Here is a 24,192-nt window from a genome sequence, read left to right as displayed (position 1 = left end):
TCATCATTCCTGTTCATGACGGGCGAGTCGTTGGCCAAGTGCCAAACGCAGGCGCGCGGGTAGCACCCCTAACAGGCGCAAGACCAGGGTGAAAAGGCCGGGAAAGTTGATTTCCAGGGGGCGCCGGGGCAGGCGCGTGGCGATATAACGCGCTGCGCGCTGCGCAGTCCACAGCTGCGGCATGGGGAAATCGTTGCGACGGGTCAGTGGCGTGTCGACGAAGCCAGGGCTGACAAGGGTGACCGCAATACCCTCGCGAGCAAGGTCTATTCGCTGTGACTCCACCAGATAGCGCACCGCGGCTTTGGACGCGCCGTAGGCGCCGGCGCGGGGCAGGGCCAGCCAGGTCACAGAGCTGCCCATCACCACCAGGTGAGGGCGGTGGCCGGCGCGAAGCAAGGGCAGTGCGGCCGCCATGCAGTAGCTGACACCCAGCAGGTTTGTGCGCATTACACGCTCGACCAACGCTGGATCGAAATGCCCCGGCTCCAGGTATTCGCAGGTGCCGGCATTGAGAATGGCCATGTCCAGTCCTCCCCAGGCGTTCTCGATCTGAGCGGCGATCCCGGCGACCTGCTCCGGCTTGTCAAGATCGCCAATGGCCAGTATTACCTGCCCGGGAAACTTTTGGGCCAGAGGAGCAAGTCGATCGGCATGGCGCCCGCCCAAGGCAACCTGGTGGCCTTGCTCCAGTAGGATGTGTGCGAGTGCGGCACCGATACCGCTGCTTGCGCCGGTCAACCAGCAGCGGCTCATGCCAGCCTGCCTTTGAGCCAGCGGATTGCACCGCCCATGAGGGGGAGGTGTTCATAAAGCAGGGCATGCAGCCCTTGTATGTGATGAAGAGGGTCGCGAAAGGTGACATCTTCGCAGTACAGTTTTTCCAGCGTGTCGAGGTTAGCCCCATCGAGGCTGGTGAAGCGCTCGACGAATTGCTGTAGGTACGTTGACATACTGGCCTCCAGGCAATCCTGTACAAAATCTGTTGATTGTACAGATATAGCTGAAAACCAAGCATTAATCTATACAAGAAGACGACTTTGTATAGATTTTTGTCATTGCTCGATCTGTCCCAGTTGCCAGCGCAATTCAGCCACTTCAGCCTCAAGCTCGCGTACTTTCTCCTCGGCGCATATCTGCGCTGTGACGTCGCGCTGAATACCAATGTAGTACGTCAGCTGGTCCGCATCGTTGTACACCGGCGTGATGGACAACTCATTCCAGAACAGGCTCCCGTCCTTGCGGTAGTTACGCAGCACCTGGCGGCAGGGGCGGCCTTCGCGGATCGCATCGCGTATGGTTGCCAGGCCCTCCTGGTCATGAGCCTCGCCCTGAAGAAAACGGCAGTCCTGATAGAGGATATCGTCGGCGCAATAGCCAGTCAGGCGCTCGAAGGCGGGGTTGACGTAGATAAGGATACTGTCAGTACCTTCCTGCTCGGCGACGACGATACCATCGTTCGAATGCTCGACCATCAGTTGCAGGAGTTTTGCGTTGATCATAGGGCCCACCTACAGCGGTTCGTATGCGATATGCGCAGCGTAGCTTCTGTGCAGAAGGTTTCGGCGCCGTTTGTTGCATGATGAACCAAGGAGGCTCGCCGCAGAAGGTGCATATGGGTTTAGAATGGTTTACCACTCGGATATTCCCTCGTTATGACTGACGCCACCCCACCCAATTTGCTACCTATGCGCGATGTCGTCAGCATGACCGGCATCAACCCGGTGACCCTGCGTGCCTGGGAGCGGCGCCATGGTTTGCTACGTCCGCAGCGCACCGAGGGCGGCCATCGCCTGTACACGGTGGGGGATGTCCAGCGCATACGCGACATCTTGCGCTGGACGGCAAACGGCCTGTCCGTCAGCAAGGTCGGCGATCTGCTCGCGGCGCAGTCTGAGGCGTCTGCGCAGCAGCATTCGGCCTTTGACGATTGGCGCGCGGCCGTGGTGCGCGCAACCAAGGCATTCGATGGGCCGGCACTGGAGGGGATCCATGGTCAGTTGTTCACTCTCTTGCCGAAGGCCACCGTGCTGCGTGAAGTGCTGATGCCGGTTTGGCATGACCTGGCTTCAGGCAAAGCGCCAGGCCAGCGTAGCCAGTGGGTGTTTCTCGACACGTTCCTGCGCGCCCGCTTGCTGTTGCGTCTGCAGGTGAACCAGGTCGATGCGCCGCAGGTTTTGCTAGCCGGTAGCGAGGGGCAAGCCGAACTCAGTGTGTTGTGCGCCGGGCTACTCTTGAGCAGCGAGCTACAGCGTATCGACGTGCTCGGTTGCGGGCAGCCACTTGAAGAGCTCCCCATCGTGTGTGCGGCCATGCAGCCTGCGGCACTGGTGATAAAAGTCAAGGCGCCGGTGAGCCCAACCTTGGCTAAGCGCTTGCGGTCGTTGCAGATGGAAATTGCGTGCCCGCTGGCCTTGATAGGCGAGGGGCTGGCCGATTCGCAACCCACCTTGAACGGAATTCCGCTATGCCTGCTGGACGAGGGAGGCGCTGACGCCGCGCGCATGCTGAATGCCTTGCACAGCGGTGCTCTTGACGTTTGACCGAAGGGCTTGCCCCTTTACCGTCATGTCTGAACCTCGCCACTGTCGCCAATCCGACGACCGGGCACCAGATCTTCCTCGGCCAACGCTTCCGCCGTCTCGATCACATAGTCCCATTGCAGGTGGGTGAGGGCGCGGCCGTCCACTTCTTGGGTGTTGCGCTGCTTATAGACGCCTTGACCAGAGCAGCAAACGCTCGACCTGCGTGCGGTAGGAGTTGAAGGTGGCTTCATTACCGGCGTAGGGGGCTTGCAATATCCGGGGCTGGGAGTTATCGGATATTGAGGGAAGTGCAAAGGTTACTTTCTTGACAAACCACAACTATAACTACACTAAATGAATATTTAGTTTAGTTATTCCTTAATCGAATATTATAAGGGCAGGGTAGCTCATCTGCTGAACCAGGGAAAGCTCAATTCCTGGACCGCTGCTCTTTGGAAAATCTCGATGCAACCGCATCTGACACCCTGGATGGTTGAGAGCGCGTACCGCTATTGCGAGGCTGCAAAGCACCTACTTACTGGTCACGACATGATGGCAATTTCCCAACTAAATGCGGCAATTGGCATGGAAATCCTGCTCAAAAGCTTCGTTGCCCGTCCAAACGGGACCCACGGCAAGATTCATGAGACTTACGATCTGGAAGCAAGCATGATCAAGGCAGCTCACCTTGAACTTAAGCGTTCTGGTCGTGCTGCGCCGAAGCTAGATAAGCACGATCTACTCAGGCTTTTTTACGCAGTGCCTGCAAATGTCCGGTCGCGACTTCTATTCGACCAGGAGGAATAATGATCGAGCGTTATCTTAACGTCTTCACAAACGCTCGCTATCCGTACGAAGCAAGCTCGCCAGGCGGTTATGACGACATGCTGATCTACATTTTGGGTCAGATGATTGAGCGCGTTGTGATGTGGTACCGCGAGCAAGGCTGCCGCGATGTGTTCATTGTGTGCCATGGGATGACGCCGGCCGATTTCCAGTCCAAAGCGGGAAATGAGCCTGAACCTTCGTGAGCCTGGCTTCAAATCTGTCTACTCTTGGCCCTGGTAGCTCCATCCAAGGTGTCTCATAATGCATATTATGTTAAATCATGTGCTCTGTCAGAGATGTTCATACTGTCGGTTGCACCTAAAATCCGGTGCACCAATCGCTAATTAATGCGACTAAGCCACTAGCCATGGCTGGAGCCCTCGATCCCAATGGGCTGCACGATTATTCCTTACCACAGACCCTGCTTGCACTTCACGATTTGATGCGACCCTGAGAGAAAGAATGAATGTCTCAAGTCATTGATTTTATTCAGTTTCCCACGAGCCTCTCACACGGGTCATGTTGGAATTCTAGCGAAGAATGGTGCGACTGCTTCTGTAGGAATGACCTCGCGGACTTGAGATAAAAAGCTAATAAATACAACCACATAGCGCGCATTCGAAAAAATGATGCGTCTTTCATAAGGCGTTTTTTTGAAGGCTTTGATGCGCCGCTCCTACACAAAGCGACAGATATTTCTCAAATTGTTCACTACGCTGCTCAATGAGCATTTGTCTTGCAAGCCCCAGTTTTGATGGGATTTGCACTGATCGAGGGGTTGGTCGAGACAGTCCGGACGACTCAATTTCGTCATTGAGATAAAGGCGTGTACGTAAAATAACGTGCGACTTTTCTGAAGCGTGTTTTCATCTTTTATCCGCTCCCTTCCGGAAAGCACGGCTTACAGCTCTATCTAAGTATCGATGCGACTTTCCTGGGCGCATACTCTTTAAAGGTTTTGATGCGCCTCTCTTGATGCGTCAATCTACGAATTATTGGGCGAGGGACTTTCAAAAAGCGCCTGGCAATATTTAGATAATTAAATTCGCACTTGCCTGTAATGCAAAGGGCTGTCCCTGTCAATGCTGCCATGGAAAATGGTCGAGGTCGCTGCCCTCTCTGTCTTCACCGCGGCAAACGGAGCCGAATATCCGGACGGCCACGAAACCGTAGGACTCGACAGCTTGCTTGATCTCCTTGGTTTTCCCATGGATGGCGTAGGATGGTTTCATGCAGGGTCACCTCTCGTACTCTAGGGATTCTCCGATCAAGTCAGCACAGGCCGTCTGACCTGTGCTGAAATAGCCCTCCGTCCAACTGCCTTCTACAAGTCCGCCATCCCATGAGTCAGATGAGCTTTTCCGATTTCGAGTACGCCGGCAAGCGCAAGCAAACCCGTCGCGAGCGTTTCCTGGCCGAGATGGAGCAGGTGGTTCCGTGGAGTGGACTGGTGGCGTTGATCGAGCCTCACTACCCAAAGGCTGGCGGTGGCCGCAAGCCTTATCCTCTGGAAACCATGCTGCGCATTCACCTGCTGCAGAATTGGTTCTCTTTGAGCGATCCCGCCATGGAAGAGGCGCTGTACGAGATCACTTCGATGCGCCAGTTCGCTCGTCTGACGCTCAGCGCTCCGATCCCCGAAGACACGACGATCATGAACTTCCGGCACCTGCTGGAGAAGCATCAGTTGGCAGCCGGCATTCTGGAAACCATCAACAATTACCTGCAAGACAAGGGCCTGTCGTTGCGCCAGGGCACCATTGTCGACGCGACCATCATCCACGCGCCCAGTTCGACCAAGAACAAGGAAGGCAAGCGCGATCCTGAAATGCATCAAACGAAGAAGGGCAACCAGTACTATTTCGGCATGAAGGCCCACATCGGCGCGGATGCTGAATCGGGTCTGGTGCATCACGTTCATGGCACCGCCGCGAACGTAGCTGACGTGACGGAGGTCGCTCAGCTATTGCATGGCGACGAGAATGTCGTGTGTGCGGATGCGGGTTACACAGGCGTGGAAAAGCGGCCAGAACACGAGGGACGGCAGGTGATATGGCAGGTCGCTGCCCGCCGCAGCACCTACAAACACTTGAACAAACGCAGCGTGCTCTACCAAACCAAGCGCAAGATCGAAAAGGCCAAGGCGCAAGTGCGTGCGAAGGTGGAGCACCCGTTCCGGGTGATCAAACGCCAGTTCGGCTATGTAAAGACTCGTTTTCGCGGCTTGGCCAAGAACACGGCGCAACTGACCACGCTGTTTGCCCTGTCGAATCTGTGGATGGTGCGCCGGCAATTATTGCCTGCTGCGGGAGAGGTGCGCCCGTGAGTCCAGATAACCAAGGCTTTGCCTTGGTTATCCAATAATCAGCGGCTGAAAATCGGGTTTTTCGGCATCCCCAAGCCGTCCATTTCCGGCTGATGGGCAACTTGCTCGGAGTTTCCCTAGGTGCTCATAAGGCGTATGGTCGTCGACGAGATACCGCAATCCTACTACGGCGTCGCATGCCTAGTAACGGAGAGGCCGATAGGACACCTGTCCAGCAACACACCCCCGCCGCTGACTACCCACATACACGAGCCGCTTCTGCTATGTCCGGGCAGACATTGCATCCACCCGGGCCATGATCGATTTAGAGCTCTACAACGATCTTGCCTACCTGGCTGTTAGATTCCATGTAGCGGTGCGCTTCCACGATCTCATCGAACTTGAACACCTTGCCAACAATCGGACGCAAGCTGCCATTCTCAAGGCCCTCGATGATGAACGCCTTGGCCCTGTTCAGCCGCGCCTCATCCTGGGTAACCTCGAAAAGCTGGTAACCGCGGATAGTCAAGTCTTTGCCGAGCAGCTCCATCACTGGCACGCTGATGTCAGACGTCTCTAGTGCGCCGTACTGGAAGAAAATCCCGAGAAAAGACAGCGACCGCAGGATGTTTCCCACCTCAGGGCCACCCACGGGGTCAAAGGCCATGCGTGCACCCTTCCCGTCTGTGATGCGAGCTACGGCGGCGACCAGATCCTCTTCAGCGGTGGCAATCACGTGCACTGCCCCTGCGTCCACAAGAGCCTGGCGCTTCTCCGAGGTGCGGGTCAAAGCTACCGGAATGGCGCCCAGGGAATTGGCGATCTGAATAGCTGCCAGCCCAACACTGCTCGACGCAGCCCGGATCAGCACAACCTCACCTTTCTGCAACTGGCCGATGTCCACCAACGCGCCATAAGCGGTGACGTACTTCATCCAGGTAGCAGCAGCTTCTACTGAAGACAGCCCTGCTGGCTGCTTCACCAAGGCATGCGCCGGCGCGACAATGGTTTCGCCGTACATGCCGTAATCCGCAAATGAGAAGGCCGGGATCACATTCACTTCATCACCGACGGCAAACTCGCTCACGCCCTCTCCGACCGATTCAATCGTACCTGCTGCCTCATAGCCCAGGGCCGCGGGCATGTCAGGAGTAAAGGTGTACTGGCCGGAGCGGTACATCGCTTCCGCGCGATTGAGCCCAAGCGCCTTGACCTTGATCTTCACCTCACCTGGGCCAGGAGCCCTGACATCAAGCTCATCAATCTGAAGAACCTCAGGGCCACCCAAACGGTGGAATCGAACAACCTTTGACATGTCTTTGTTCCTCTTGAGAATGCTCAAAGGGCAAAATTACTGAGCTGCAAGCCGAAGAAAAAGACACGCACGAGTTACAGACTGGTATCCCTGAAATTACCAATCAAGGCTGGGTCAAGCCCTTTTCAGCCATTAGCGACCGCAACCATGCTACGAAGGCCTCGACCGCTGGGGGCATCAGCTCGCGGTGGGGGTACAGAATCGAAACACGCTTTGAAGGTACTGGACAATGCTGCATCACTTGCACCAGCGCGCCGGAATCAAGATGAGCCTGAACATTGAGCGCTGGGCCTTGGATCAGCCCGAAACCCGCCAAGGCTGATGCGACAAAACCCTGAGTTTCATTCACGTTGATTGCTGACTTGACCCGTACTGTCTGGATTCCATCGCCCTGAAGAAACAACCATTCCAGCGTGCGAGGATTGCTGCCTGAGAAATAGTTCACCGCGAGGTGTTCGCTCAGATCGCCAATGCACTGGGGCACCCCATGTCGAGCGAGGTAGGCTGGAGATGCGCACGTCACCATGGGTAGGTATCCAATTCCGCTTGCAATCAGGCTGGAATCTTCCAAGGCGCCAAGCCTCACTACGCAATCGACGCCTTCGCTGATCAAGTCGATCGGCTTGTCACTGGTACCCAGCGTCAATTCGATCCCAGGATAGCGTTGCTGGAACTCCATCAGTGACGGAATGATGAGCAGGTGGCCCACCGACACCGGCAAGTCAACCCGCAGCTTCCCGATCAATCGCTCTGGACGATCGCTCAGCGAAGACATCGCCTGACCGACATTGTCGAGGATGGCCTTGCACCGATGGTAAAACGCCTCACCTTCTGGGGTCATGCTGAGACTGCGTGTAGACCTGTTGAGCAGTCGTCCATCAAGTCGCTGCTCAAGGAGCTGGATCGTCTTTGACACCGCTGGCCGGTGCATGTGAAGTGACTGTGCAGCGTTGGTAAAACTACCCGTCTCCACAACACTCACGAACACTTGCATCGCATTCAGCACATCCATTCATAGCTCCAGGTAGATGCTGCTCAGTTAAGCAGTCGCCTACCATTCAATCACAGTCTGAAGCGTGAAATGCCGTTGTCGCCAGATTGGGAAGATGGGCGATCGCCACAGACAGGATGGCATCCACCTGCTGGGCAGCGGCTTTCTGGAACTTTTGAGGGGTTGCCGTAGCGCTAGAGCGTATAGGTTGGACTAACCGTCTTCTAGCGTTCCCACCAATCGTCCTCGTCTTTCGCAATCCTGTATCCAGTGAAATAGCTTTCAATCTGACAGTAGAGAGAAATGGTGGCGGGCGATGTTGATGGGTCTAAGAGCGCGGCTTGCTGGCGCGCCCATTCCGCCCATGCTTCGACTTGGTCAGCTTCTGCCTGGCAGTCTCTGACCACCGCGTCGACAAACGACCGCAGCCTTTTGGCTTTTTCCCAGTGCTCGAGGTTGCGCACCAAGCGCTTTCGCAGGCGCCGTTGTTGCTCCGACTTGATCGCGTGAGCCTTGCGTATGAGTTCCTCCTCCTCGTCGCGGCGCCTTTTCTCCTCCAATTCTTGGCGAGATACCTTGATTCTCTGGGTGAGAGCCTCTAAGCCTGGGATGAAGAGGTGGATTTTGTCCTCAATTCTTCCTGTTTTCGCGTCGGAAAATGTTTTCTGCGGCCCGTAGTCTGGGCTTTCCCTGAGAATCAAGGTCAGCTCTCCAGTAGAGAGAAACTCATACCTCGGCATCCCCATGCGTGAGAGGTCTAGAGTCCAGACTTTTTTCGGCTTTGGGTCTGGTGGCGGCGGTGGCAGCTCTTGCTTCAGCAACCTTTCTCGCAGTGTTACGTAGACCGTTTCTCCGTCGAAGGTCACCGTCGTCTGCTGTTTGGATACGGCCCACCTACAGCCACTGGTCTCGGTGTGCTTGATCAACGTGTCCAGGAGGATCGCGGCGCGATCAATGAGTGTTGGCGAAATCCTGGTGTTCAGCACGTTGGCTTGCTGGAGCGCCAGCCTTCCTTCAATCGCTTTGGTTTTCTGTGCCTTCTTCCGCCAGCGGTCTACGAGTGGATGTGGATCGACAAGACTGTCAGGGATCGTGACTTTGGGTGGCGGAGGTATTTCGTCGGTTACGGACGCCAGTTTTTCAGGGAACAAGGTGCGGTCTAGCACACGAAATGACACCAGCTCGTTAGAGGTTGGTGGAGCAGGTTTTTTCGGTCGTTTCGTTGCTGGTTTTGCCCAATGGCCGCGACGAGGGACAGCGATACCCGCCTTCCTGCAGGCTTTACCCAGCGCCACGTCTGAGACACCTATTTCTCGTGCAAGCGTCAGGACAGGCGTCGACCAAACCTTTTCGAAAAGCTCTTGGGCCGGGAAAGAAACCGTCTTGTGCATCTAGCCGTCTCCAACCAGTTTCTCCAATATTTGCTCTGCCAAGGTTAGCTCCTTGCCTCCAGGGTGTTCTGAGCTAGGCCATGGACGCTGACATTCAGCTCATGCTCAGCTTGGGAAGCATTGAGCAGCGACCTAGAGGGCTTGCATGGGTGAAGAACACTTTGCTAATTTAATCTGCAGGGTGTGCCGTGAACCTCCCTGCTGCGTGGGAAATCTCGGTTCTTCGCTTACCACATAACTCCCTGTGGCCGGCTCAGCAAGCAGCATGTTCAGCGAAGTGCGTATGCGCTATCAAGGCCATGACAGTGGAGTCATGCGACCATGTTTACGACCGAATTCATTCTCAGCGCCTTCAAATCAATGGAGGTTGCCGATGTCCCGCAGCACCTCACTCACGCCCAAACCCTTGAGTTCAAAGCGAAGCTGCTAGGATTCGCCCACTACCATCATTTCAAAACAAACCTCGAGAAAGCACCGGCAGACAGAGCCGCTCGCATCTACGACGCGCTCATGCGAAAAATCTGTGCCGCTCGGCTTCCACATCCGCAGGCTAGCCATGTCCGAATGGTCGCCGATGATGATGACGATGTAGGTTTCGATTCTTACTGGATTGGATGGGATGAGCGAGGCGATGAAGTCCGTGAGGCGAGGACTGGGTTTGGTAGGTCTTGTAGTGGTCTACTAACCCCGGACACCTTTTTAGGCGAAAATGGTCGCCACACAGAGGTGTTCGATGAGCAGACAACGACGTACTTTCACCCCCGAATTCAAGCGCGAGGCAGCCGGCCTGGTGCTCGACCAGGGCTATAGCCTTACTGAAGCCGCCCGGTCGCTCGACTTGGTTGAATCGGCGCTGCGCCGCTGGGTGAATCAACTCCAGTCAGAACGTGGCGGTGCTACGCCAACGAGCAAGGCGCTGACCCCCGAGCAGCAGAAGATCCAAGAGTTGGAAGCTCGGATCAACCGGCTGGAACGGGAGAAATCGATTTTAAAAAAGGCTACCGCGCTCTTGATGGCCGAGGAACACGAGCGCTCGCGTTGATTGATCAGCTCCGCCGCGAGGAGCCTGTCGAATTACTCTGCTCGGTGTTTGAAGTCACTCGCTCGTGTTACTACGCGCATTGCCATAAACGGCGATCTCCGGACGTTGCGCGACTGGCACTGCGCGTTCGGGTTAACGAGCTATTTACACAGAGCCGTAGTGCCGCAGGTAGTCGAACCATCATGTGCATGATGCGCCAAGAAGGCATTCAGATCGGCCGCTTCAAGGTGCGCAAGTTGATGCGCGAAATGAAGCTGATCAGTAAGCAACCGGGTTCACATGCCTACAAGAAGGCCACAGTAGAGCGCCCTGACATCCCGAACGTGCTGGAGCGCGCATTCGATGTTACGGCACCGAATCAAGTATGGTGCGGCGACATCACGTATGTGTGGGCTCAAGGCCAGTGGCACTATGTGGCGGCAGTTATCGACCTTTTTGCACGTCGCATGGTGGGTTGGGCGTTTTCACCCAAACCGGACAGCGAATTGGTCATCAAGGCGCTGGACATGGCGTACGAGCACCGCGGGCGGCCGCAGAATGTACTGTTTCACAGTGATCAGGGCAGCCAGTATGGCAGCCGAGCTTTTCGTCAGCGGTTGTGGCGTTACCGCTTCAAGCAAAGCATGAGCCGCAGAGGTAATTGCCTGGACAATGCGCCTATGGAGCGTTTGTTCCGCAGCCTGAAAACGGAGTGGGTGCCAAGTGTGGGCTACATGAGTGCTGCGCAGGCACAGCAGGACATCGGCAGGTTTCTGATGCAGCGCTACAACTGGGAGCGACCGCATCAGTTCAACGGTGGGTTACCTCCGGCGATTGCCGAGGAAAAACTTAATCCGGTGTCCGGGATTAGTTGACCACTACAGTCTCGGATAGAAGCGTTTCGTGCGCGCAACCCTCAACCGCTCTACCTTCTTAGCGATGCCCAGGAACTTATTGCATGGCTTACGGGTTGGCACTCAAGTGCAGCTGTGCCAGTTGAATTGGCCAAAGAATTTTTTCCGGACATTTTTGATCAGAAGCACCTCGTGGCAGAAAACCCTCCCCACGAGCTGATCGACGAAAAGGTCAAAGCTGACCTGCTGCGTCGGGGACTGAAACGCTGTGCTCGAGATTGAGTGCGGCAAGGAAGGGGGCTATCCCCCTTCCTCTCGCAAATCATAAGCATCAGATCTGTGCCTGCCCCCCGTCTACGAACAGTTCAGCTCCGTTTACGAAGCTTGAGTCATCGCTTGCGAGGAACACTGCGGCGTTGGCAATCTCGATGGGCTCTCCGACTCGCCCCAATGGTACTTGCGAAGCCAAGTAGTCGAGCAGGCCTTGTTGCTGTTCTGCATCTGGGCCAGCCAAGTCGACCAGGCCAGGGGTACGGGTCGCACCTGGGCTGAGGGTGTTGACCCTGACTGCGCGATCCTTCAGATCCAGAATCCAGCTGCGGGCAAAGGCGCGTACAGCAGCCTTGGAGGCTGAGTAAACGCTGAACGCTGCAGTACCTGAACTGCCAGCGGTGGAGCCTGTGAGGATGATCGAGGCGTTCTGCGCCAGCAACGGCAAAGCCTTCTGCACAGTAAACAGCACGCCTTTAACATTCCGGTCGAAAGTATCGTCGTAGTGAGCCTCGGTGATCTCACCCAAAGGCAGCATGGAACCGCCGCCAGCGTTGGCGAACAGCACGTCCAGTCGCCCATGGTTTTGCTTGATGTGGGCGTACAGCGCATCGAGCTGTTCGAGCTTCGTGGAGTCGACGGCAATACCGGTGGCGTTGCCCACCAGCTCCACCGCCTTGTCCAATTCAGCCTGGCGGCGGCCGGTGATGTAAACGTGGGCGCCCTCTTCAGCAAAGCGTTTAGCGGTGGCCAGGCCAATGCCGGTGGTGCCGCCAGTGACCAGTGCGATTTTGCCTTCGAGTTTCTTGCTCATGATGTTTCTCCCGTTGGGGTTTTGATTAGGTGTGGGAGAAGCGTATCGACTGTGGATGGCTTTCAAAATAGAATCATTTGAAAGCCATCATTGCAGATATGAAATGCCAAGAATTCCGGATTTTGAAGGGCTGGCGATGTTCGCCAAAGTGGCTGAAGAAGGCTCTTACGCCGCTGCTGCCAGGGCCATGGGCGTGTCGGTGCCTACTGTATCCCGGGCGGTTGCACGCTTAGAGGAGCGCCTTGGCGGTCGCTTGTTTAACCGGACATCACGCCAACTCTCTATGACCGAGTTTGGCCAGCGTATGGTTGATCAAGCGAGTGCGTTGTATCGCCAGGCTGAGGAAATGGAAAGCGAAGCTCAGGAGCTATCTGTGCAGCCGCGGGGATTGGTGCGTTTAGCCGTGCCAATGTCGTTCGGCTTGCGGTGGGTCGCGCCGTTGCTTCCCGAGTTGCTGGAGCGGTACCCAGGGCTTGAGCTGGATCTACACCTATCGGATTCAACAGTCGACCTGGTAGCAGATGGTTTCGATGCCGCATTGCGGATCGCTGCCCTCCCCGATTCCTCACTGGTTGCCCGACGGATTTGTTCAGTAACCCAGTACCTGGTAGCAGCACCGTCGTACCTGGCTCGGCATGGCCATCCAAGTCATCCGCGTGATTTGGTTGCTCATGCGTGCATGAGTTACGCCTATCGAGCGCGCAGTCAGGTATGGCGCTTCACCCACGGTGATGGCGGCGAGCAGGATGTAACACCGCGCGGCCCGCTACGTGTCACCAACTCCGATGCATTGGTCGAGCCTTTGCTGGCGGGGATTGCGATAGCTGAGCTTCCGGAGTTCATCGCTGCCGATTACTTAGCCGATGGACGTCTACAGCACATACTGCCTGAGTGGCGCATGACGCAAGGCGGTCTGTATTTCGTAACGCCATCAGCACGTGCACGGCCGAGAAAAGTTCAGGCCCTTTCTGATTTCTTTGCGGAACATCTTTCAAGCCCAGCCTGGCGGTAGTCAGTCCCAAGCAGGCGCAGGAGGATTTGGTAAGAAGATGTCGTAAGGAGTACATTTGTACTCCTGTGTCGGCTACCTCATCCGACTCGATTGTCTGAGCTACTCCGTTGACTGTGGGAAATCAGTTCATCGTTACATTAAGGCTATTGCACCCCTGAGATCCCAAGGGAATCGTCATCGCTGGGTCGGCGAACAGATCCATCTGAATGCAGTAGAGCATCAAGCCATCTCCCTCCGAGGTCGAGTACATAGTCTCAAAATAGCTCTTGGCATAGACCTCGAAGCGTTCAGTGTCTATGTCCTTGGCGATGTCCTCACTCACGCGCCAGGTGCGGCTGGAAACGCTATAGGCCCTTGTCGCCGAGGCCAGACGCTCAAAGCTGCTGGTGCCAGGGCCACGCACTAAGCCTGGATTGCCAACGTTTCTAAACATGGCAGCAGGAAAAGGCCCGCTGGTTCTACCGATCTCGCTGACGAGAAACGAGTGATTATCGAAGTCATAGTCTCCGAAACGGATCGATGTATTTCCGGTCATGAGCTTTGGTGGAGCTTTCGTGAACTTCATCTGGTAGCGAGTGAAAGCCTCCTCTGCAGCCACACGATTCTCAGTTGAGCGCCGGTTGGCTTCAAATTTATCCTTTGGCTTTTCCTGTCCAGACTCCAGGAAAGTCTTGTACTCCTTCTCGAATTCAAATCTTTGGTAATTTTTCGCCAGACCAGCAGTGACCAGAATGCGATTTTGTGGATCGTAGATATCCATCGCCTCAGCTTTTTCCTGAACGCTAAGCTCCTTGGATTCGAACGGCAGTACTGGTAGCTTCGCAACTACGGAAGCGTTATAGGCGTACTGATTTTGTTCCTCTACGTGAGACAGGTATTTATTCGTCAGCACAACAACTACCACTGCTGCACTGGCGCCGACCACTTGCTTTTTCGTAATTTTTCTCATGCTGTCCTTCGCTCAACGAGACCTTGCATTGACCAAGGTACGAGATCTTACGCGATTTCAAGACGCCATCATCATATGGAAATTGCCGCAACTGCCAGGGCTGGAGCGGCAATGTGTTCACCCTGTACATGCTGTGCGCCGCCTCATCAGTTCATGTGGCAGGCGCTCCAGCTCAGTACCCGTTACACCGTTTGCCTGAGCCTGGTGATAACGTTTCATCGCGTCAACTGCACGGTGTACATGGGTAGGCAGTGGGTTGCCCAGCCGAATGCGTACGAGGCTCCCCCCAGAACTCAACATTGGGGAGCCCTTCAAGACCGCAGCTGGAGTCCAGGGCCTAAACGACGCATTACCAACCTACCCTCGCTTGCGAAGCATGCGCTTCGCCGTTGGCTCATTTCTGACGATGAGCAGTTCGGAATCCAGAACTGTGCGCGAAATAAATGCAAGCGTACGGAGCGTAGGCTGGCCATCGATTGCCCGCGCGACCTCATCTGGATTGACCGACTTGTGCCCGATGAGACGCCGGCTTCTGCTTTACGAAGCGCGTCGACGATCAACTGACCAAGTTGGCGAATCCCGCCCTCATCCAGATCCCGGGTGGCTCGTTGATCCCGGGAGGTACCTAGAAGATCACTCATCATGTGGTTTTTGACTTGCGATGGGTCATCCGAACATCGGTAGGCCACAAGGTGGCTATTGAAGACGTAGTGCTCATCATCATCAGGAAGCACGCCTATCTCACCCTAACGAGTTGTCGACGATCTGCTTCGGCAGGTACTGCACAAACCGTGGCGATCCGAAAGGAATCTTGACGTCGTAGCCACCACCCGGTTTTCCCTCCTTCTGCAGTGAAGGAAACTCGGGGGCAGCCACAACATGAACGCCAGGCGCTGTGATCAGCTCGTTGGTGAAAGCAAAGCCGTAGGAAAACTGAGACATCTCGGGTTTCATTGTTGCGGCATCCTTGCTGTTGGTCATTCATGGCGCAGCATTTGGTTTTGCTGTCTGCATAGTGACGGTGGACGACTAAGGGGTAGGCGCTGACGCTGCAAGCTCCAGAATCGACCAGCCTGCTTTTTCAAGCGCCACCCTTCGCTTTTCCCCTGCGACACCCTCCCCCAATGAACTCTGGCGAATGGCCAAGCACAGCATGTGCGAAGGACGGGTCATCCCCACGTACATCAGCATCATGTCCTTCTTAGCTGTCTCCTGAGGCCTCTTGGCAGCTGCTTTTTTGCCCTCTAGATATGGCATGAGTTTCTGGATGAAGTGGCTGCTCCGGAAGGTCTCCAAGATTATCGTCGCTGCGTGTGTCTTGCCCTTTTCCGAATGAATGGATGACATCCGGATATCGACGCCGGCGGAGACATCCTGGAACCGGTAGGTGTTTACAAGGGATCCCCCTGTCTCTCCGGCTTCGGTGGCAACTGGAGCGGGCTCATAGGCAAGGTATTGGCGGCCCAGTAGTTCAGCTGCCACACCCTCAGAATCATAGAGCGCGGCAGCCAGTACCATGAGTTTCGGTGCGATGACCTTGACCCAGTCCTGCTGCGTGATTTCAGACGGCACAAACAACATCTGCTGGAGACACTCGCGGTACTGAGCAAAGGCTTCGGGCTTGTTCGCGAACTTCTCATGCACAGCGGCTTGGTGCCGACCTCGCATCTGAACCAGGCTACGAGGGAAAGCCAGCTCACCGAGGTTGATCAGGCACGAGGCCAGCAGCTCAACGGCCGAGTTGGCCGTTGGCTCCTTCATCGCATAGCGGCGCGCGATATGTGCGCCCTCGGCGAACGTGCGGGGCTTGAACGATGTCTTGGTCGTGTCAGAACGATAGGATGGCCAGTAATGCTCCAAGGCTTTCGGGTACTGTTTCGGCTTGAAGTTTTCAAGCCGATGCACGGCCCCGACGGCGAACACCCCCTTTTCGCGGATATCTGCCGGTAGATGTTTCAGCACCAGCTTGCCGAATTCGTCCAGCACTCCGGTTGCATCCTTGTCCGGAAAGACGATGATCGTGTTCGGGATGGTGCTGGATTCCCCTTCAGCCCGTAGCCCTTTCAAGCCATTCGTGATCGGAACATAGGCAAAAGGGTTGGCGATCGATGCAATGGCCTGATCAAAGCGGAAACTGCTGGCGATCTCCAACTGACGTTTTGGGTCAGGGAACGGATCCGACAATGGTGTCTTCTTCTCGAAGATTTCCTGGTTGGGGTCGCCGACGCGGATGACGCGAACATCTGGATCATCGTGGGGAAAGACCCGTTGCAGTATGCCCGCCTGGTCAGGCTGGGTGTCCTGCATCTCATCGATCAACACGCACGGGAAGCGCAGACGCAATGCGCCGCCCACAGCCGGCTCTTGGTCGAGTAACGCGTGTCCCAGCACGAACACTTCATCGAAGCAGAAATATCCCGCCTTGGCAGCGCCGCTCAGCGATTTCACCACACTCTTGTAGGTGGCGGTGTGTGGCGCAAAACCGATATCTTCCTCTCCGAGTGGATGATCGAAGTCGGCAGACCGGACTCGCAAGCTGTGGAGGCTTTTGTGCTTGACCTCAAAGGCCGTCTTTGCACCGAAATGCTCGCCATCCGTGAGCTTTCTTCGGCGTGCCTTATGCGTGAGGTCATCGTCGATGGCCTGCAGTGCAATCCCTTTCGAGCGCAACCAGGGCGAAGCCAAGAATCGTCCGGTGAAACCATGGATGGTGTCGATATAGTGAGGGAAGCGAAGCAGCCGTTGACCTACTTCGGTACCGCCGAGGCGTTTCTCGATCTCTTCCCGAGCCGCGTTGGTGTGTGAAAGCACGCAGATACCCTGCATGCGGCTCTTCCAATGGCGAGCCAGGATGGCCAATTTCGCCACGACCAGGGTCGTCTTGCCGCTCCCCGGGCAAGCCGCTACATCGATGGTATCCATGGATTTCAAGAAATTACGGCGAGGTTCGTCCAGCGTTTCCAGGCCCATGAGCTTGATGACCCAGTCCACATCGGCATCAGTGATGGGGGCAACCAGTTGGCTAAGCGTCATTCGGCGACCTCTTCCAGCGGATCAGCAGAGCCTGCCAGTGCTGTCGGCACCACGAGAGCGTGAGCCGGGCTGGAGGTTGTGGTCAGTGCGGCACCTCCGGTTGCGTACTCGATCGCATGGACAACATAGGTGGGCAGCAGCCCTCGCAGAGTCGTGGCGTCCAGGGTACTGGCTTCAAATCGCTCGTCGAGCATATCGATCAGGTGCTGGGCTGCGATCGCTTTAGAGGCCCTTTTGAACAGTTTGTAGATCGCGGAACACCGGGCATCTTCGGTTGCATAGGTGGTCTGGATCTTATCGAAGGCTGTCTGCGCCTTCTTCAGCAGCGTGACCTTGGTCTCCTTGCCTTCGTCGATCTTTTCCTCATTGATGGCGAGGTATGCGGCGTGGTGGACTTCCTTCGAAAGCCCCTTGAGCGCCAGGTCGTACTCAAGCGTCCATTGATCCGCAACGAACGTGCGCACGCATTGCCCATCACTTTCTGCTCGCTTCTCGCGGTGCTCTTTGAGCCCTTTTTCAAGGTCAGGCGGTGTGGCACCGAAGTCTTTCATCGCGCGCCAGCGCCGATCGGCTTTGTCTGGCCATACAGCCCCTTTTACTCCCTTTAGGCTCAAGATCTCGGGTGCACAGTCCGGCATCACGTCCATGTCCGTAATGCAGGCGGTAGGCACGGATATCTCGCCCTTGGAGGTGTCTTTTCGCTGCAGGATTTTCGAGTACCGCCGCAAGCCAACACCGCCCACGTTGATGATCGATACGCCATGCTTGGTGAGATCTTTGCCAAGTCGCCGAGCGAGCGACGGCAGCAGAATGGCTTCGGCATCGCCTTCTACGACCAGTAACCCCTTGGCGAAGAACAGACCCGCTTTGGTGACGTCCAGGAAACGACTAAGGAAGCGATAGTCGTCGGGAGCAAGGCAGGTTTGCTCTTCTGCAAGGGAGAATGCCTGCTGCCGCTGCATCAGAACCAGATTCTGCAACGGAATTTTCGAGCTCAGGTTGGGGCTGTGCGTAGTCAATATGACTTGAACCGGCCTCAAGCCTTTAGCTGGCTGAGCCGCAGCTTCAAGAAACTCCATCAACTGGAGCTGGCGCTGAGGATGTAGGTGCGCTTCTGGCTCTTCGATGAGGAGCAACGGAAGTCCGTCGGGCTCTTTACCGAGCAGCAGTAGCTCACAGGCCATGAAAAGCACGTTGTTTGAGCCCAGTCCATAAACGCCGCGGGCTTCACCTGTTGCGTGATCCAGCAGCCCCAGCTCCAAACGCTCCAGGATCTGCTTGAGTTTGGCGGGATCCGTTCCCGCTTCCCCAAAACCGATGCGACTTGTCAGTGGCTGGCCAGCAAGCGATAGCGGACGCAGGTAGGTGTCGTTGATTTCCTTCTGTGCGGAGACAATGGCGCCGTGGCTGTTCACCAAGTGACGAAGATAGTCGCCCATGCCTGCAATACTGAGGGCTTCAGCGTCAGCGAGGTCAGCTGGAAGCGTCGCGGGATCGAAGGCGCTGCCGGCGTCAATATTCGGGAAACTACTGAGTACTTGAGACAGGCGGGAGTTTCTGCCCGGGGACATCTCTCGTTCTGCGTCGCGCAGCGGTTTAAGGTACGCGGTGGCCAGTAGTTGCCGTACACCCACATCCAAGGACAAGCCTTCTCCGTTTTCACCCGAGCGAACCGAGATATCGACCCATTTACGGGTGGCGGCAGAGGCAACGATGCGGCGAGCCGACCAGTGAACGTATAGCCTCCCAACGCCACCCTTGTAGGTCACGTACTCAGCGAAAGCGCCGAGTTCCGCAGGGCTCAGTCCTTCCAGCGTACACCTGAGGGTGATGGCTTCCGCCTGGGTGCCATCGTTGGCGATGTGAAAGTCCTCGATCTGCAGCCTGAGATACTCAGCATCACGTGTCTGCAGAACGTAGCGAATCGCATCGATGACCGCGGTTTTACCCGCATCGTTTTCACCTACGAGGGCAGTCACGCCTTCGTTGAACTGGATGTTCAACGCATGGCCGCCTTGGCCGAACTGGCGGAAGTTTTCGATTTTCAAAGCCGAAAGATACACAGCGCTGCCCTCACCTGATTCAGTGGCAGGGAGAGGGTTGCCGAGCGTCAACCTGGCCGACGCCATCCCTCCCTGGATGCGCTAGCTATATGCCATGAAAAGCCCATTGGAGCTAGACGAATCGGCCGTTTCCTACCGGAGTTTGGTCATTCGGCATTCCCCCGTGGGCGTGTAGCCGTTGCGGGTATCAGTGCAGCCCAAATTGATGACGGCGTAACCCGCATAAGACGTCAAGTTTCATTTACCATGCTGTCGGCCCAGGCCGGGCGCGAACAGGCCGAAGGCCCCAATACGCACAGGTACTTTTCGTTTGGCAGAAAAAACACTAACAGTCCGTGAGGCCTATCAAATCCTGCGGGACATCGCCCTAGGGGTTCGAATCATACGGCGCATTGGCCTGCAGTCATGGGCTGAGATCTACTGTGGTTTGATGACTGTCGAGGCCGAAGGTTGGGTGCTCACGTTCTATAACGATTGCGACGCCCTCGATTACTGCGACAGCTGCTACAGCCCTGATGGCCGCGCGTACGTTTTCAATTCGTCGCAGTCGTACAGCACTGACCCTGTAGAGTTACTGAGCACTTGGGAGCATGCGCAGCTTGAAAAACTGTTGAGTGCCTCGTAGCCGGCCATGAGAGAGCGACAGGATTTTACTTAGTAGACGGTCGGCTAAGGCAGCTAAGATAATCAGCTCCTCATCGCGGTGATTGCCCATGGACGATTTCGCCAGCCGTTTTTCTGAGCAGGGTTATGAACCCCACGCCGACGACCGCTCTCACCTTCTGAAGGCATTGAATGAACAGCTCTACAGCCCAGGCTCTGATCGGTACGGGTGCCTTCTGCGCCACCACCGCCCCGTTGAAGCACAGAGAAGCTCATTTGCCTAAGGTGCCCGTAGAGTTGGTGTCGTAGGGAGACCAGCGTCGTAGTTTCCTAAGCCACGATGGCAGAATGTTCCGCCTGAGTGTCGTAGACCAACTCTACTGGCGACCCAGTCCAGTATTTTTCAAACACTCCCTTCGTCTGTTCAGCTTGGCCGCCCTCGAAAAATCCGTAAGAATGTCATTTGGCCATTACCAACTGTACGGAACACTCATATGCCACGGAAGCGCAAAGGGAGCGGCGGCGGGCCGATCGCTCTGTACGCCCTGTTTTTTGTTATTGCCCTCTTGGCACAGATCCCTAAACAGGTTTGGATTGCCATCGGGGTCGTCTTGGGCATAGGCGTATTGGTATGGGCCGTCAGACGCACCACCCAGGCGAAGCCCTACGTTCCTGAAGATGACATTGTTCCCGAGATCGCTGCGGCGTCTCGACAAGCAACTTCCCCCACTGTCACCGTCCAGTTCAGCACCAATACCCGCGAACGAGACTTCCATACTGTCCAGGTCGGTTCGTCCAGCGACAGTCAGAGTTACACCATCCCAAAGCCAAGTGCCAAACCCATTGGGGTTCGTTGGCTGGCTGAAAACGAGTCCATCAACGTGGCTGGGTTGGCCATCCCCGGTGGACTGCTCTACATCACCGAGCGAGCGACACAATTCGGCCAATCTGAACCCTCCCTGATCGATGCCACGCTTCGAGTCGCGCGCTCACCGATGAACCTCACCGAGCGACAGATGCCCTATTGGCCAAGCTACCGGAGCATCACACCCGAGGCGCGGCGAGCGTATCTGCAATGGCTGGCAGGAGGTCGCAGCCAGCTAGCCGATGCAGGTTACGTGTTCCTGTTTTTCTATGGGCTTGAACGCCGCGCGCTGATCGATGCACCGAGCGATCCTCAGGCCAAGGCAGAAATCCCTGCTATCAAGGCCGAGGTTGAGCGTCTGCTTGGTCTCTACGGCGACAACAATTCATTCCGCGGCTACGCTTCCCGCTTCCTCGCCCATATCGACGCAGGTTCTGTGCAGCTACAGAGCTACATGAATGAACCGGCTGCCAGTGCAGTAGATGGGTATGAGCTGCCAATGTCACTGAGGGTCGCGCTGGGTCAGATGGCCGTGGATAAATACCCACTCAATCCGAGTTGGGCATTGGCCTGGGCGCTCGCAGAGCCCAACATCTCCAGGCGCACACCTGTGACCCGGTGTCCTGAGCAATTCGCAGCGCTCTTCAAAAACGAATTCACAAAACGCTACCCCAACGGCATTGTGCTTCCTCAGAACAAGACCAAGCTGAAGATTGTCTACCGACCTGCGTCTGCCGGATTGAGTATTCCGGCAGTGGCTGTGGGTGACCTTCCCGATGTTGCGGCAACCTCAGGAACGCGTAACAAGCTGCAGGTCATTGTCGAGGAATGCACCGCTGTACTCGACGCGTTCAGTCGGTATCTGGGGCGCAATCCGGACGCGGAAAATAGCCTGGAAGCTATCCTGCAGTTGCCAACAGAACTCTGGCCCGCTGAAGCTAAAGCAGAACTTGAACAGTTGGAGCAACGCGTCGGGGGCGAAACCATCTGCATGAGTTTCGGTGAGCTGGCAGGCCGATTCAAATCAGCCGGCGCGCTCTCCCGCGACAAAGTCGTCGCACTTGCCCGGGCCTTGGAAAGCAAGCGAATTGGATTGGAGCCCGATGTCCTTTCTGGCAGCCGTACGCCCAAGGCAGAAGACACCATCGCGCTGTTCGCCGCGGACTCTGACGAAGGCACTCTTCGCTCTACCGATGCTTACAGCGCTGCAGCGGTGACCTTAGATCTCGCCAGTGCAGTTGCTGCGGCAGACGGTGACACCTCGCTTGAGGAGGTGAATCTGCTCTCAGGCCACATCGACTCATGGGATCACCTCTGTGTCGCGCATCGCAAACGCTTGAAGGCGCATCTCCAGATTCAATTGAAGCAGCCGCCCACGCTGGCAAGCCTCAAGAAGAAACTTGAGCCGCTACCCCTTGAGGCCAAACGAAAAATTGCCAGTTTCCTGGCCCACCTAGCGCAAGCCGATGGTGAGGTGACACCGCAGGAAGTGAAGCTGCTTGAGCGCGTGTACAAATCGCTCGCTCTCGATCCGCAGTTCGTCTACAGCGACCTCCATAGTGCAGCCGTTCGCCCTTCCCAGGTCGTGGAGGCAATGACTGCGACTGGCGCGCCGACCAGTATGGCTCCGTCTTCAGAAAGCAGTGGTTCAGGCTTTGCCCTGGACATGGACAAGGTCGCTCGTCTGCAACAAGAAACAGCAGAGGTGTCGGCGCTTCTGGCCAGCGTCTTCAATGAAGAATCGCCTACTGAAACACCTAATGCCTCGGTACAAGAAGCCCCCCAAGAACAGGAAGGCAGTACCGCCGAACAGCTTGCTACCGTACATGGTTTGGACGTCGAGCATTCCGCGTTCCTTCGTCTGTTGGTTTCTAGGACTGAATGGAGCCGCGCTGAGCTGGAAGACGCAGCCAGTGATATGGAACTGATGTTGGATGGCGCTCTGGAACGGATCAACGACACAGCGTTTGAGCTGTTCGACATGCCCGTGACTGAAGGCGACGACCCCATCGAAATCAACCCCGAAATTCTGGATGAATTAGCCCTATGAGTAAGATACGAGCCAAGGATCGCGACGCGGTCATTCAATCGCTGCGAGCGGGCGTTGTGCCCCGTGTGGGGCAGCATCTGATCCAGGTAGGTCGAGCAGGCGAGCTCGATTCCCTGCTCAAGGATGTGGATCGTCTCGCGGATGGCGGCTCGGCATTTCGGGTCGTTGTCGGCGAATACGGTGCAGGTAAAACCTTCTTTCTCAACCTGGTGCGCGGCATCGCCATGGAGCGCAAGCTCGTCACCATGCACGCCGATTTGAATCCTGACCGTCGTCTTCATGCTTCGGGTGGTCAGGCGCGCTCCCTTTACTCCGAACTGGCCAAGAACATGGCCACGCGCACCAAACCCGATGGCGGCGCGCTCCAGGGTATCGTTGAGAAATTCATCTCACAGGCTAAAACGGAAGCCAAGGCCAAAGGTGTTGAGAGCGAGGTGGTCATCCGTGAGTACCTGGCGGAGCTCACCGAGATGGTCAACGGCTATGACTTTGCCGACGTCATTGCTGCCTATTGCCGAGGTTTCGAGGAAGGCAATGAGCAGCTCAAAGCTGATGCTATCCGTTGGCTGCGCGGAGAATTCTCCACCAAGACCGATGCCCGGGCTGCGCTCGGTGTGCGTACGATCGTCGACGATGCCTCCATCTACGACCAGTTGAAATTGCTGTCCAGGTTTGTGCGCCTGGCCGGCTTCGGCGGCTTGATGGTCTGCCTGGATGAATTGGTCAACCTGTACAAGCTGGCAAACACCCAGGCCCGTAACGCCAACTACGAACAGATTCTGCGCATCCTCAACGATTCTCTGCAGGGCTCCGCTGAAGGTCTGGGCTTTGTCCTGGGCGGCACACCAGAGTTTCTGATGGACACTCGTCGCGGGCTCTACAGCTACCTTGCCCTGCAGTCGCGCCTCGCGGAAAACAGCTTTGCGAAGTCTGGGCTGGTCGACCTTTCTGGGCCGGTCATTCGACTCAGCAGCCTGACCCCAGAAGACTTCTATGTGCTGCTACAGAAGCTGCGTAACGTCTACGCCTTAGGCGAACCTGAGAAGTTCTTGCTGCCGGACGAAGCAATCCCCGCTTTCATGGCGCACTGCAACCAGCGCTTGGGCGAGGCGTATTTCCGGACGCCACGCACGACCATTACAGCTTTCATCAACCTGCTCGCGGTGATCGAGCAAAACCCTACGGCGGATTGGCGAACTTTGCTGGGTGCCGTGGAGCTGGCCAAGGATGAGGCTGGGCAACAGGATCTTGAAGTAGAGGCCGACGATGAGCTCGCCACCTTCAAGCTCTGACTCTTCTTCAT

The 24,192-nt window shown here is 56.2% G+C and carries 21 protein-coding genes; 9 read left to right on the top strand and 12 right to left on the bottom strand.

Annotated elements, in window-relative coordinates; genetic code table 11:
- Positions 1 to 3: 3 nt before the first annotated feature.
- From D8767_RS14510 to D8767_RS14500, 3 genes are all read right to left on the bottom strand, one after another.
- A complete protein-coding gene (locus D8767_RS14510) occupies positions 4 to 756 on the bottom strand; it encodes an SDR family oxidoreductase (RefSeq protein ID WP_016715189.1) in 753 nt (250 codons plus the stop codon).
- Complete coding sequence (locus D8767_RS14505) at positions 753 to 953, bottom strand: nuclear transport factor 2 family protein (protein ID WP_028699217.1); 201 nt, start codon at positions 951 to 953, stop codon at positions 753 to 755. The genes D8767_RS14510 and D8767_RS14505 overlap by 4 nt, the downstream gene beginning before the upstream one ends.
- A 102-nt stretch (positions 954 to 1,055) precedes the next feature.
- Positions 1,056 to 1,502: a PAS domain-containing protein gene (locus D8767_RS14500; RefSeq protein ID WP_016715187.1), complete on the bottom strand. Its 447-nt coding sequence runs from the start codon at positions 1,500 to 1,502 to the stop codon at positions 1,056 to 1,058.
- A 153-nt stretch (positions 1,503 to 1,655) separates the two neighbouring features.
- Between D8767_RS14500 and D8767_RS14495 the strand changes: the two genes are divergently transcribed.
- The 3 genes from D8767_RS14495 (at position 1,656) to D8767_RS29235 (ending at position 3,556) form a co-directional block, all read left to right on the top strand.
- Positions 1,656 to 2,543, top strand: a complete 888-nt coding sequence (locus D8767_RS14495) for a MerR family transcriptional regulator (RefSeq protein ID WP_016715186.1) — start codon at positions 1,656 to 1,658, stop codon at positions 2,541 to 2,543.
- Between the two features lie 447 nt (positions 2,544 to 2,990).
- Positions 2,991 to 3,332 carry a hypothetical protein gene (locus D8767_RS29240; RefSeq protein ID WP_231115628.1) on the top strand — a complete coding sequence of 114 codons (342 nt, stop codon included), beginning with the start codon at positions 2,991 to 2,993 and terminating at the stop codon, positions 3,330 to 3,332.
- Entirely contained in the window at positions 3,332 to 3,556 is a 225-nt protein-coding gene (locus D8767_RS29235) for a hypothetical protein (RefSeq protein WP_231115627.1), read from the top strand. The genes D8767_RS29240 and D8767_RS29235 overlap by 1 nt, the downstream gene beginning before the upstream one ends.
- 876 nt (positions 3,557 to 4,432) lie before the next feature.
- On the opposite strand, the gene D8767_RS28755 is transcribed toward D8767_RS29235, so the two are convergent.
- A complete protein-coding gene (locus D8767_RS28755) occupies positions 4,433 to 4,585 on the bottom strand; it encodes a hypothetical protein (RefSeq protein ID WP_162998269.1) in 153 nt (50 codons plus the stop codon).
- 110 nt (positions 4,586 to 4,695) lie between these two features.
- On the opposite strand from D8767_RS28755, the gene D8767_RS14485 reads away from it, so the two are divergent.
- Complete coding sequence (locus D8767_RS14485; RefSeq protein WP_121757667.1) at positions 4,696 to 5,679, top strand: IS5-like element IS2000 family transposase; 984 nt, start codon at positions 4,696 to 4,698, stop codon at positions 5,677 to 5,679.
- 304 nt (positions 5,680 to 5,983) lie between these two features.
- Here the strand turns inward: D8767_RS14485 and D8767_RS14480 are convergent, their stop codons facing one another.
- The 3 genes from D8767_RS14480 to D8767_RS14470 all read right to left on the bottom strand — a co-directional run bounded on the left by D8767_RS14480 (position 5,984) and on the right by D8767_RS14470 (position 9,355).
- Positions 5,984 to 6,973, bottom strand: a complete 990-nt coding sequence (locus D8767_RS14480; RefSeq protein ID WP_121757668.1) for a zinc-dependent alcohol dehydrogenase family protein — start codon at positions 6,971 to 6,973, stop codon at positions 5,984 to 5,986.
- Between the two features lie 103 nt (positions 6,974 to 7,076).
- Positions 7,077 to 7,985: a LysR family transcriptional regulator gene (locus D8767_RS14475; RefSeq protein ID WP_208722297.1), complete on the bottom strand. Its 909-nt coding sequence runs from the start codon at positions 7,983 to 7,985 to the stop codon at positions 7,077 to 7,079.
- A gap of 203 nt (positions 7,986 to 8,188) precedes the next feature.
- Entirely contained in the window at positions 8,189 to 9,355 is a 1,167-nt protein-coding gene (locus D8767_RS14470) for a hypothetical protein (RefSeq protein ID WP_163002508.1), read from the bottom strand.
- A 733-nt stretch (positions 9,356 to 10,088) separates the two neighbouring features.
- On the opposite strand from D8767_RS14470, the gene D8767_RS14465 reads away from it, so the two are divergent.
- Positions 10,089 to 11,251 (top strand): IS3 family transposase gene (locus D8767_RS14465; protein WP_085982910.1). Its coding sequence is split into 2 segments (ribosomal slippage): positions 10,089 to 10,344 and positions 10,344 to 11,251, totalling 1,164 coding nucleotides; the frame shifts between segments, so codons are not numbered across the junction.
- A 310-nt stretch (positions 11,252 to 11,561) separates the two neighbouring features.
- On the opposite strand, the gene D8767_RS14460 is transcribed toward D8767_RS14465, so the two are convergent.
- Positions 11,562 to 12,314 (bottom strand): SDR family NAD(P)-dependent oxidoreductase, encoded by a 753-nt coding sequence (locus D8767_RS14460; protein WP_122048335.1) that lies wholly within the window; start codon positions 12,312 to 12,314, stop codon positions 11,562 to 11,564.
- Positions 12,315 to 12,417: 103 nt separating this feature from the next.
- Between D8767_RS14460 and D8767_RS14455 the strand changes: the two genes are divergently transcribed.
- Entirely contained in the window at positions 12,418 to 13,326 is a 909-nt protein-coding gene (locus D8767_RS14455) for a LysR family transcriptional regulator (RefSeq protein WP_122048334.1), read from the top strand.
- Positions 13,327 to 13,447: 121 nt separating this feature from the next.
- Here D8767_RS14455 and D8767_RS14450 read toward each other — a convergent pair whose 3' ends face one another.
- From D8767_RS14450 to D8767_RS14430, 4 genes are all read right to left on the bottom strand, one after another.
- Complete coding sequence (locus tag D8767_RS14450) at positions 13,448 to 14,275, bottom strand: hypothetical protein (RefSeq protein WP_122048333.1); 828 nt, start codon at positions 14,273 to 14,275, stop codon at positions 13,448 to 13,450.
- Positions 14,276 to 15,016: 741 nt separating this feature from the next.
- On the bottom strand, positions 15,017 to 15,256 hold the full coding sequence (locus D8767_RS28935) for a hypothetical protein (protein WP_177412722.1): 240 nt from the start codon (positions 15,254 to 15,256) through the stop codon (positions 15,017 to 15,019).
- A 48-nt stretch (positions 15,257 to 15,304) separates the two neighbouring features.
- Positions 15,305 to 17,308 carry a UvrD-helicase domain-containing protein gene (locus tag D8767_RS14435; protein WP_122048331.1) on the bottom strand — a complete coding sequence of 668 codons (2,004 nt, stop codon included), beginning with the start codon at positions 17,306 to 17,308 and terminating at the stop codon, positions 15,305 to 15,307.
- Complete coding sequence (locus tag D8767_RS14430) at positions 17,305 to 19,422, bottom strand: ATP-dependent endonuclease (RefSeq protein WP_232860078.1); 2,118 nt, start codon at positions 19,420 to 19,422, stop codon at positions 17,305 to 17,307. Before D8767_RS14430 ends, D8767_RS14435 begins: the two co-directional genes overlap by 4 nt.
- Before the next feature lie 259 nt (positions 19,423 to 19,681).
- Between D8767_RS14430 and D8767_RS29230 the strand changes: the two genes are divergently transcribed.
- The 3 genes from D8767_RS29230 to D8767_RS14415 all read left to right on the top strand — a co-directional run bounded on the left by D8767_RS29230 (position 19,682) and on the right by D8767_RS14415 (position 24,181).
- Positions 19,682 to 19,996 (top strand): hypothetical protein, encoded by a 315-nt coding sequence (locus tag D8767_RS29230; protein WP_122048329.1) that lies wholly within the window; start codon positions 19,682 to 19,684, stop codon positions 19,994 to 19,996.
- 472 nt (positions 19,997 to 20,468) lie between these two features.
- Positions 20,469 to 22,889, top strand: a complete 2,421-nt coding sequence (locus D8767_RS14420) for a TerB N-terminal domain-containing protein (RefSeq protein ID WP_122048328.1) — start codon at positions 20,469 to 20,471, stop codon at positions 22,887 to 22,889.
- Complete coding sequence (locus D8767_RS14415; RefSeq protein WP_122048327.1) at positions 22,886 to 24,181, top strand: ATP-binding protein; 1,296 nt, start codon at positions 22,886 to 22,888, stop codon at positions 24,179 to 24,181. Before D8767_RS14420 ends, D8767_RS14415 begins: the two co-directional genes overlap by 4 nt.
- The last annotated feature ends 11 nt before the right edge of the window (positions 24,182 to 24,192 follow it).

The organism is Pseudomonas sp. LTGT-11-2Z, assembly GCF_003691445.1.
Lineage (GTDB): Bacteria > Pseudomonadota > Gammaproteobacteria > Pseudomonadales > Pseudomonadaceae > Aquipseudomonas > Aquipseudomonas monteilii.
The sequence above is the reverse complement of the archived record's forward strand: the minus strand, read 5'-3'. Positions and strand labels throughout refer to the sequence as shown.

Excerpts from the sequence above, each read along its gene's own strand:
- D8767_RS14510 (WP_016715189.1), bottom strand. The coding sequence starts at position 756 with ATGAGCCGCTGCTGGTTGACCGGCGCAAGCAGCGGTATCGGTGCCGCA.
- D8767_RS14505 (WP_028699217.1), bottom strand. The coding sequence starts at position 953 with ATGTCAACGTACCTACAGCAATTCGTCGAGCGCTTCACCAGCCTCGAT.
- D8767_RS14500 (WP_016715187.1), bottom strand. The coding sequence starts at position 1,502 with ATGATCAACGCAAAACTCCTGCAACTGATGGTCGAGCATTCGAACGAT.
- D8767_RS14495 (WP_016715186.1), top strand. The coding sequence starts at position 1,656 with ATGACTGACGCCACCCCACCCAATTTGCTACCTATGCGCGATGTCGTC.
- D8767_RS29240 (WP_231115628.1), top strand. The coding sequence starts at position 2,991 with ATGCAACCGCATCTGACACCCTGGATGGTTGAGAGCGCGTACCGCTAT.
- D8767_RS29235 (WP_231115627.1), top strand. The coding sequence starts at position 3,332 with ATGATCGAGCGTTATCTTAACGTCTTCACAAACGCTCGCTATCCGTAC.
- D8767_RS28755 (WP_162998269.1), bottom strand. The coding sequence starts at position 4,585 with ATGAAACCATCCTACGCCATCCATGGGAAAACCAAGGAGATCAAGCAA.
- D8767_RS14485 (WP_121757667.1), top strand. The coding sequence starts at position 4,696 with ATGAGTCAGATGAGCTTTTCCGATTTCGAGTACGCCGGCAAGCGCAAG.
- D8767_RS14480 (WP_121757668.1), bottom strand. The coding sequence starts at position 6,973 with ATGTCAAAGGTTGTTCGATTCCACCGTTTGGGTGGCCCTGAGGTTCTT.
- D8767_RS14475 (WP_208722297.1), bottom strand. The coding sequence starts at position 7,985 with ATGGATGTGCTGAATGCGATGCAAGTGTTCGTGAGTGTTGTGGAGACG.
- D8767_RS14470 (WP_163002508.1), bottom strand. The coding sequence starts at position 9,355 with ATGCACAAGACGGTTTCTTTCCCGGCCCAAGAGCTTTTCGAAAAGGTT.
- D8767_RS14460 (WP_122048335.1), bottom strand. The coding sequence starts at position 12,314 with ATGAGCAAGAAACTCGAAGGCAAAATCGCACTGGTCACTGGCGGCACC.
- D8767_RS14455 (WP_122048334.1), top strand. The coding sequence starts at position 12,418 with ATGCCAAGAATTCCGGATTTTGAAGGGCTGGCGATGTTCGCCAAAGTG.
- D8767_RS14450 (WP_122048333.1), bottom strand. The coding sequence starts at position 14,275 with ATGAGAAAAATTACGAAAAAGCAAGTGGTCGGCGCCAGTGCAGCAGTG.
- D8767_RS28935 (WP_177412722.1), bottom strand. The coding sequence starts at position 15,256 with ATGACCAACAGCAAGGATGCCGCAACAATGAAACCCGAGATGTCTCAG.
- D8767_RS14435 (WP_122048331.1), bottom strand. The coding sequence starts at position 17,308 with ATGACGCTTAGCCAACTGGTTGCCCCCATCACTGATGCCGATGTGGAC.
- D8767_RS14420 (WP_122048328.1), top strand. The coding sequence starts at position 20,469 with ATGCCACGGAAGCGCAAAGGGAGCGGCGGCGGGCCGATCGCTCTGTAC.
- D8767_RS14415 (WP_122048327.1), top strand. The coding sequence starts at position 22,886 with ATGAGTAAGATACGAGCCAAGGATCGCGACGCGGTCATTCAATCGCTG.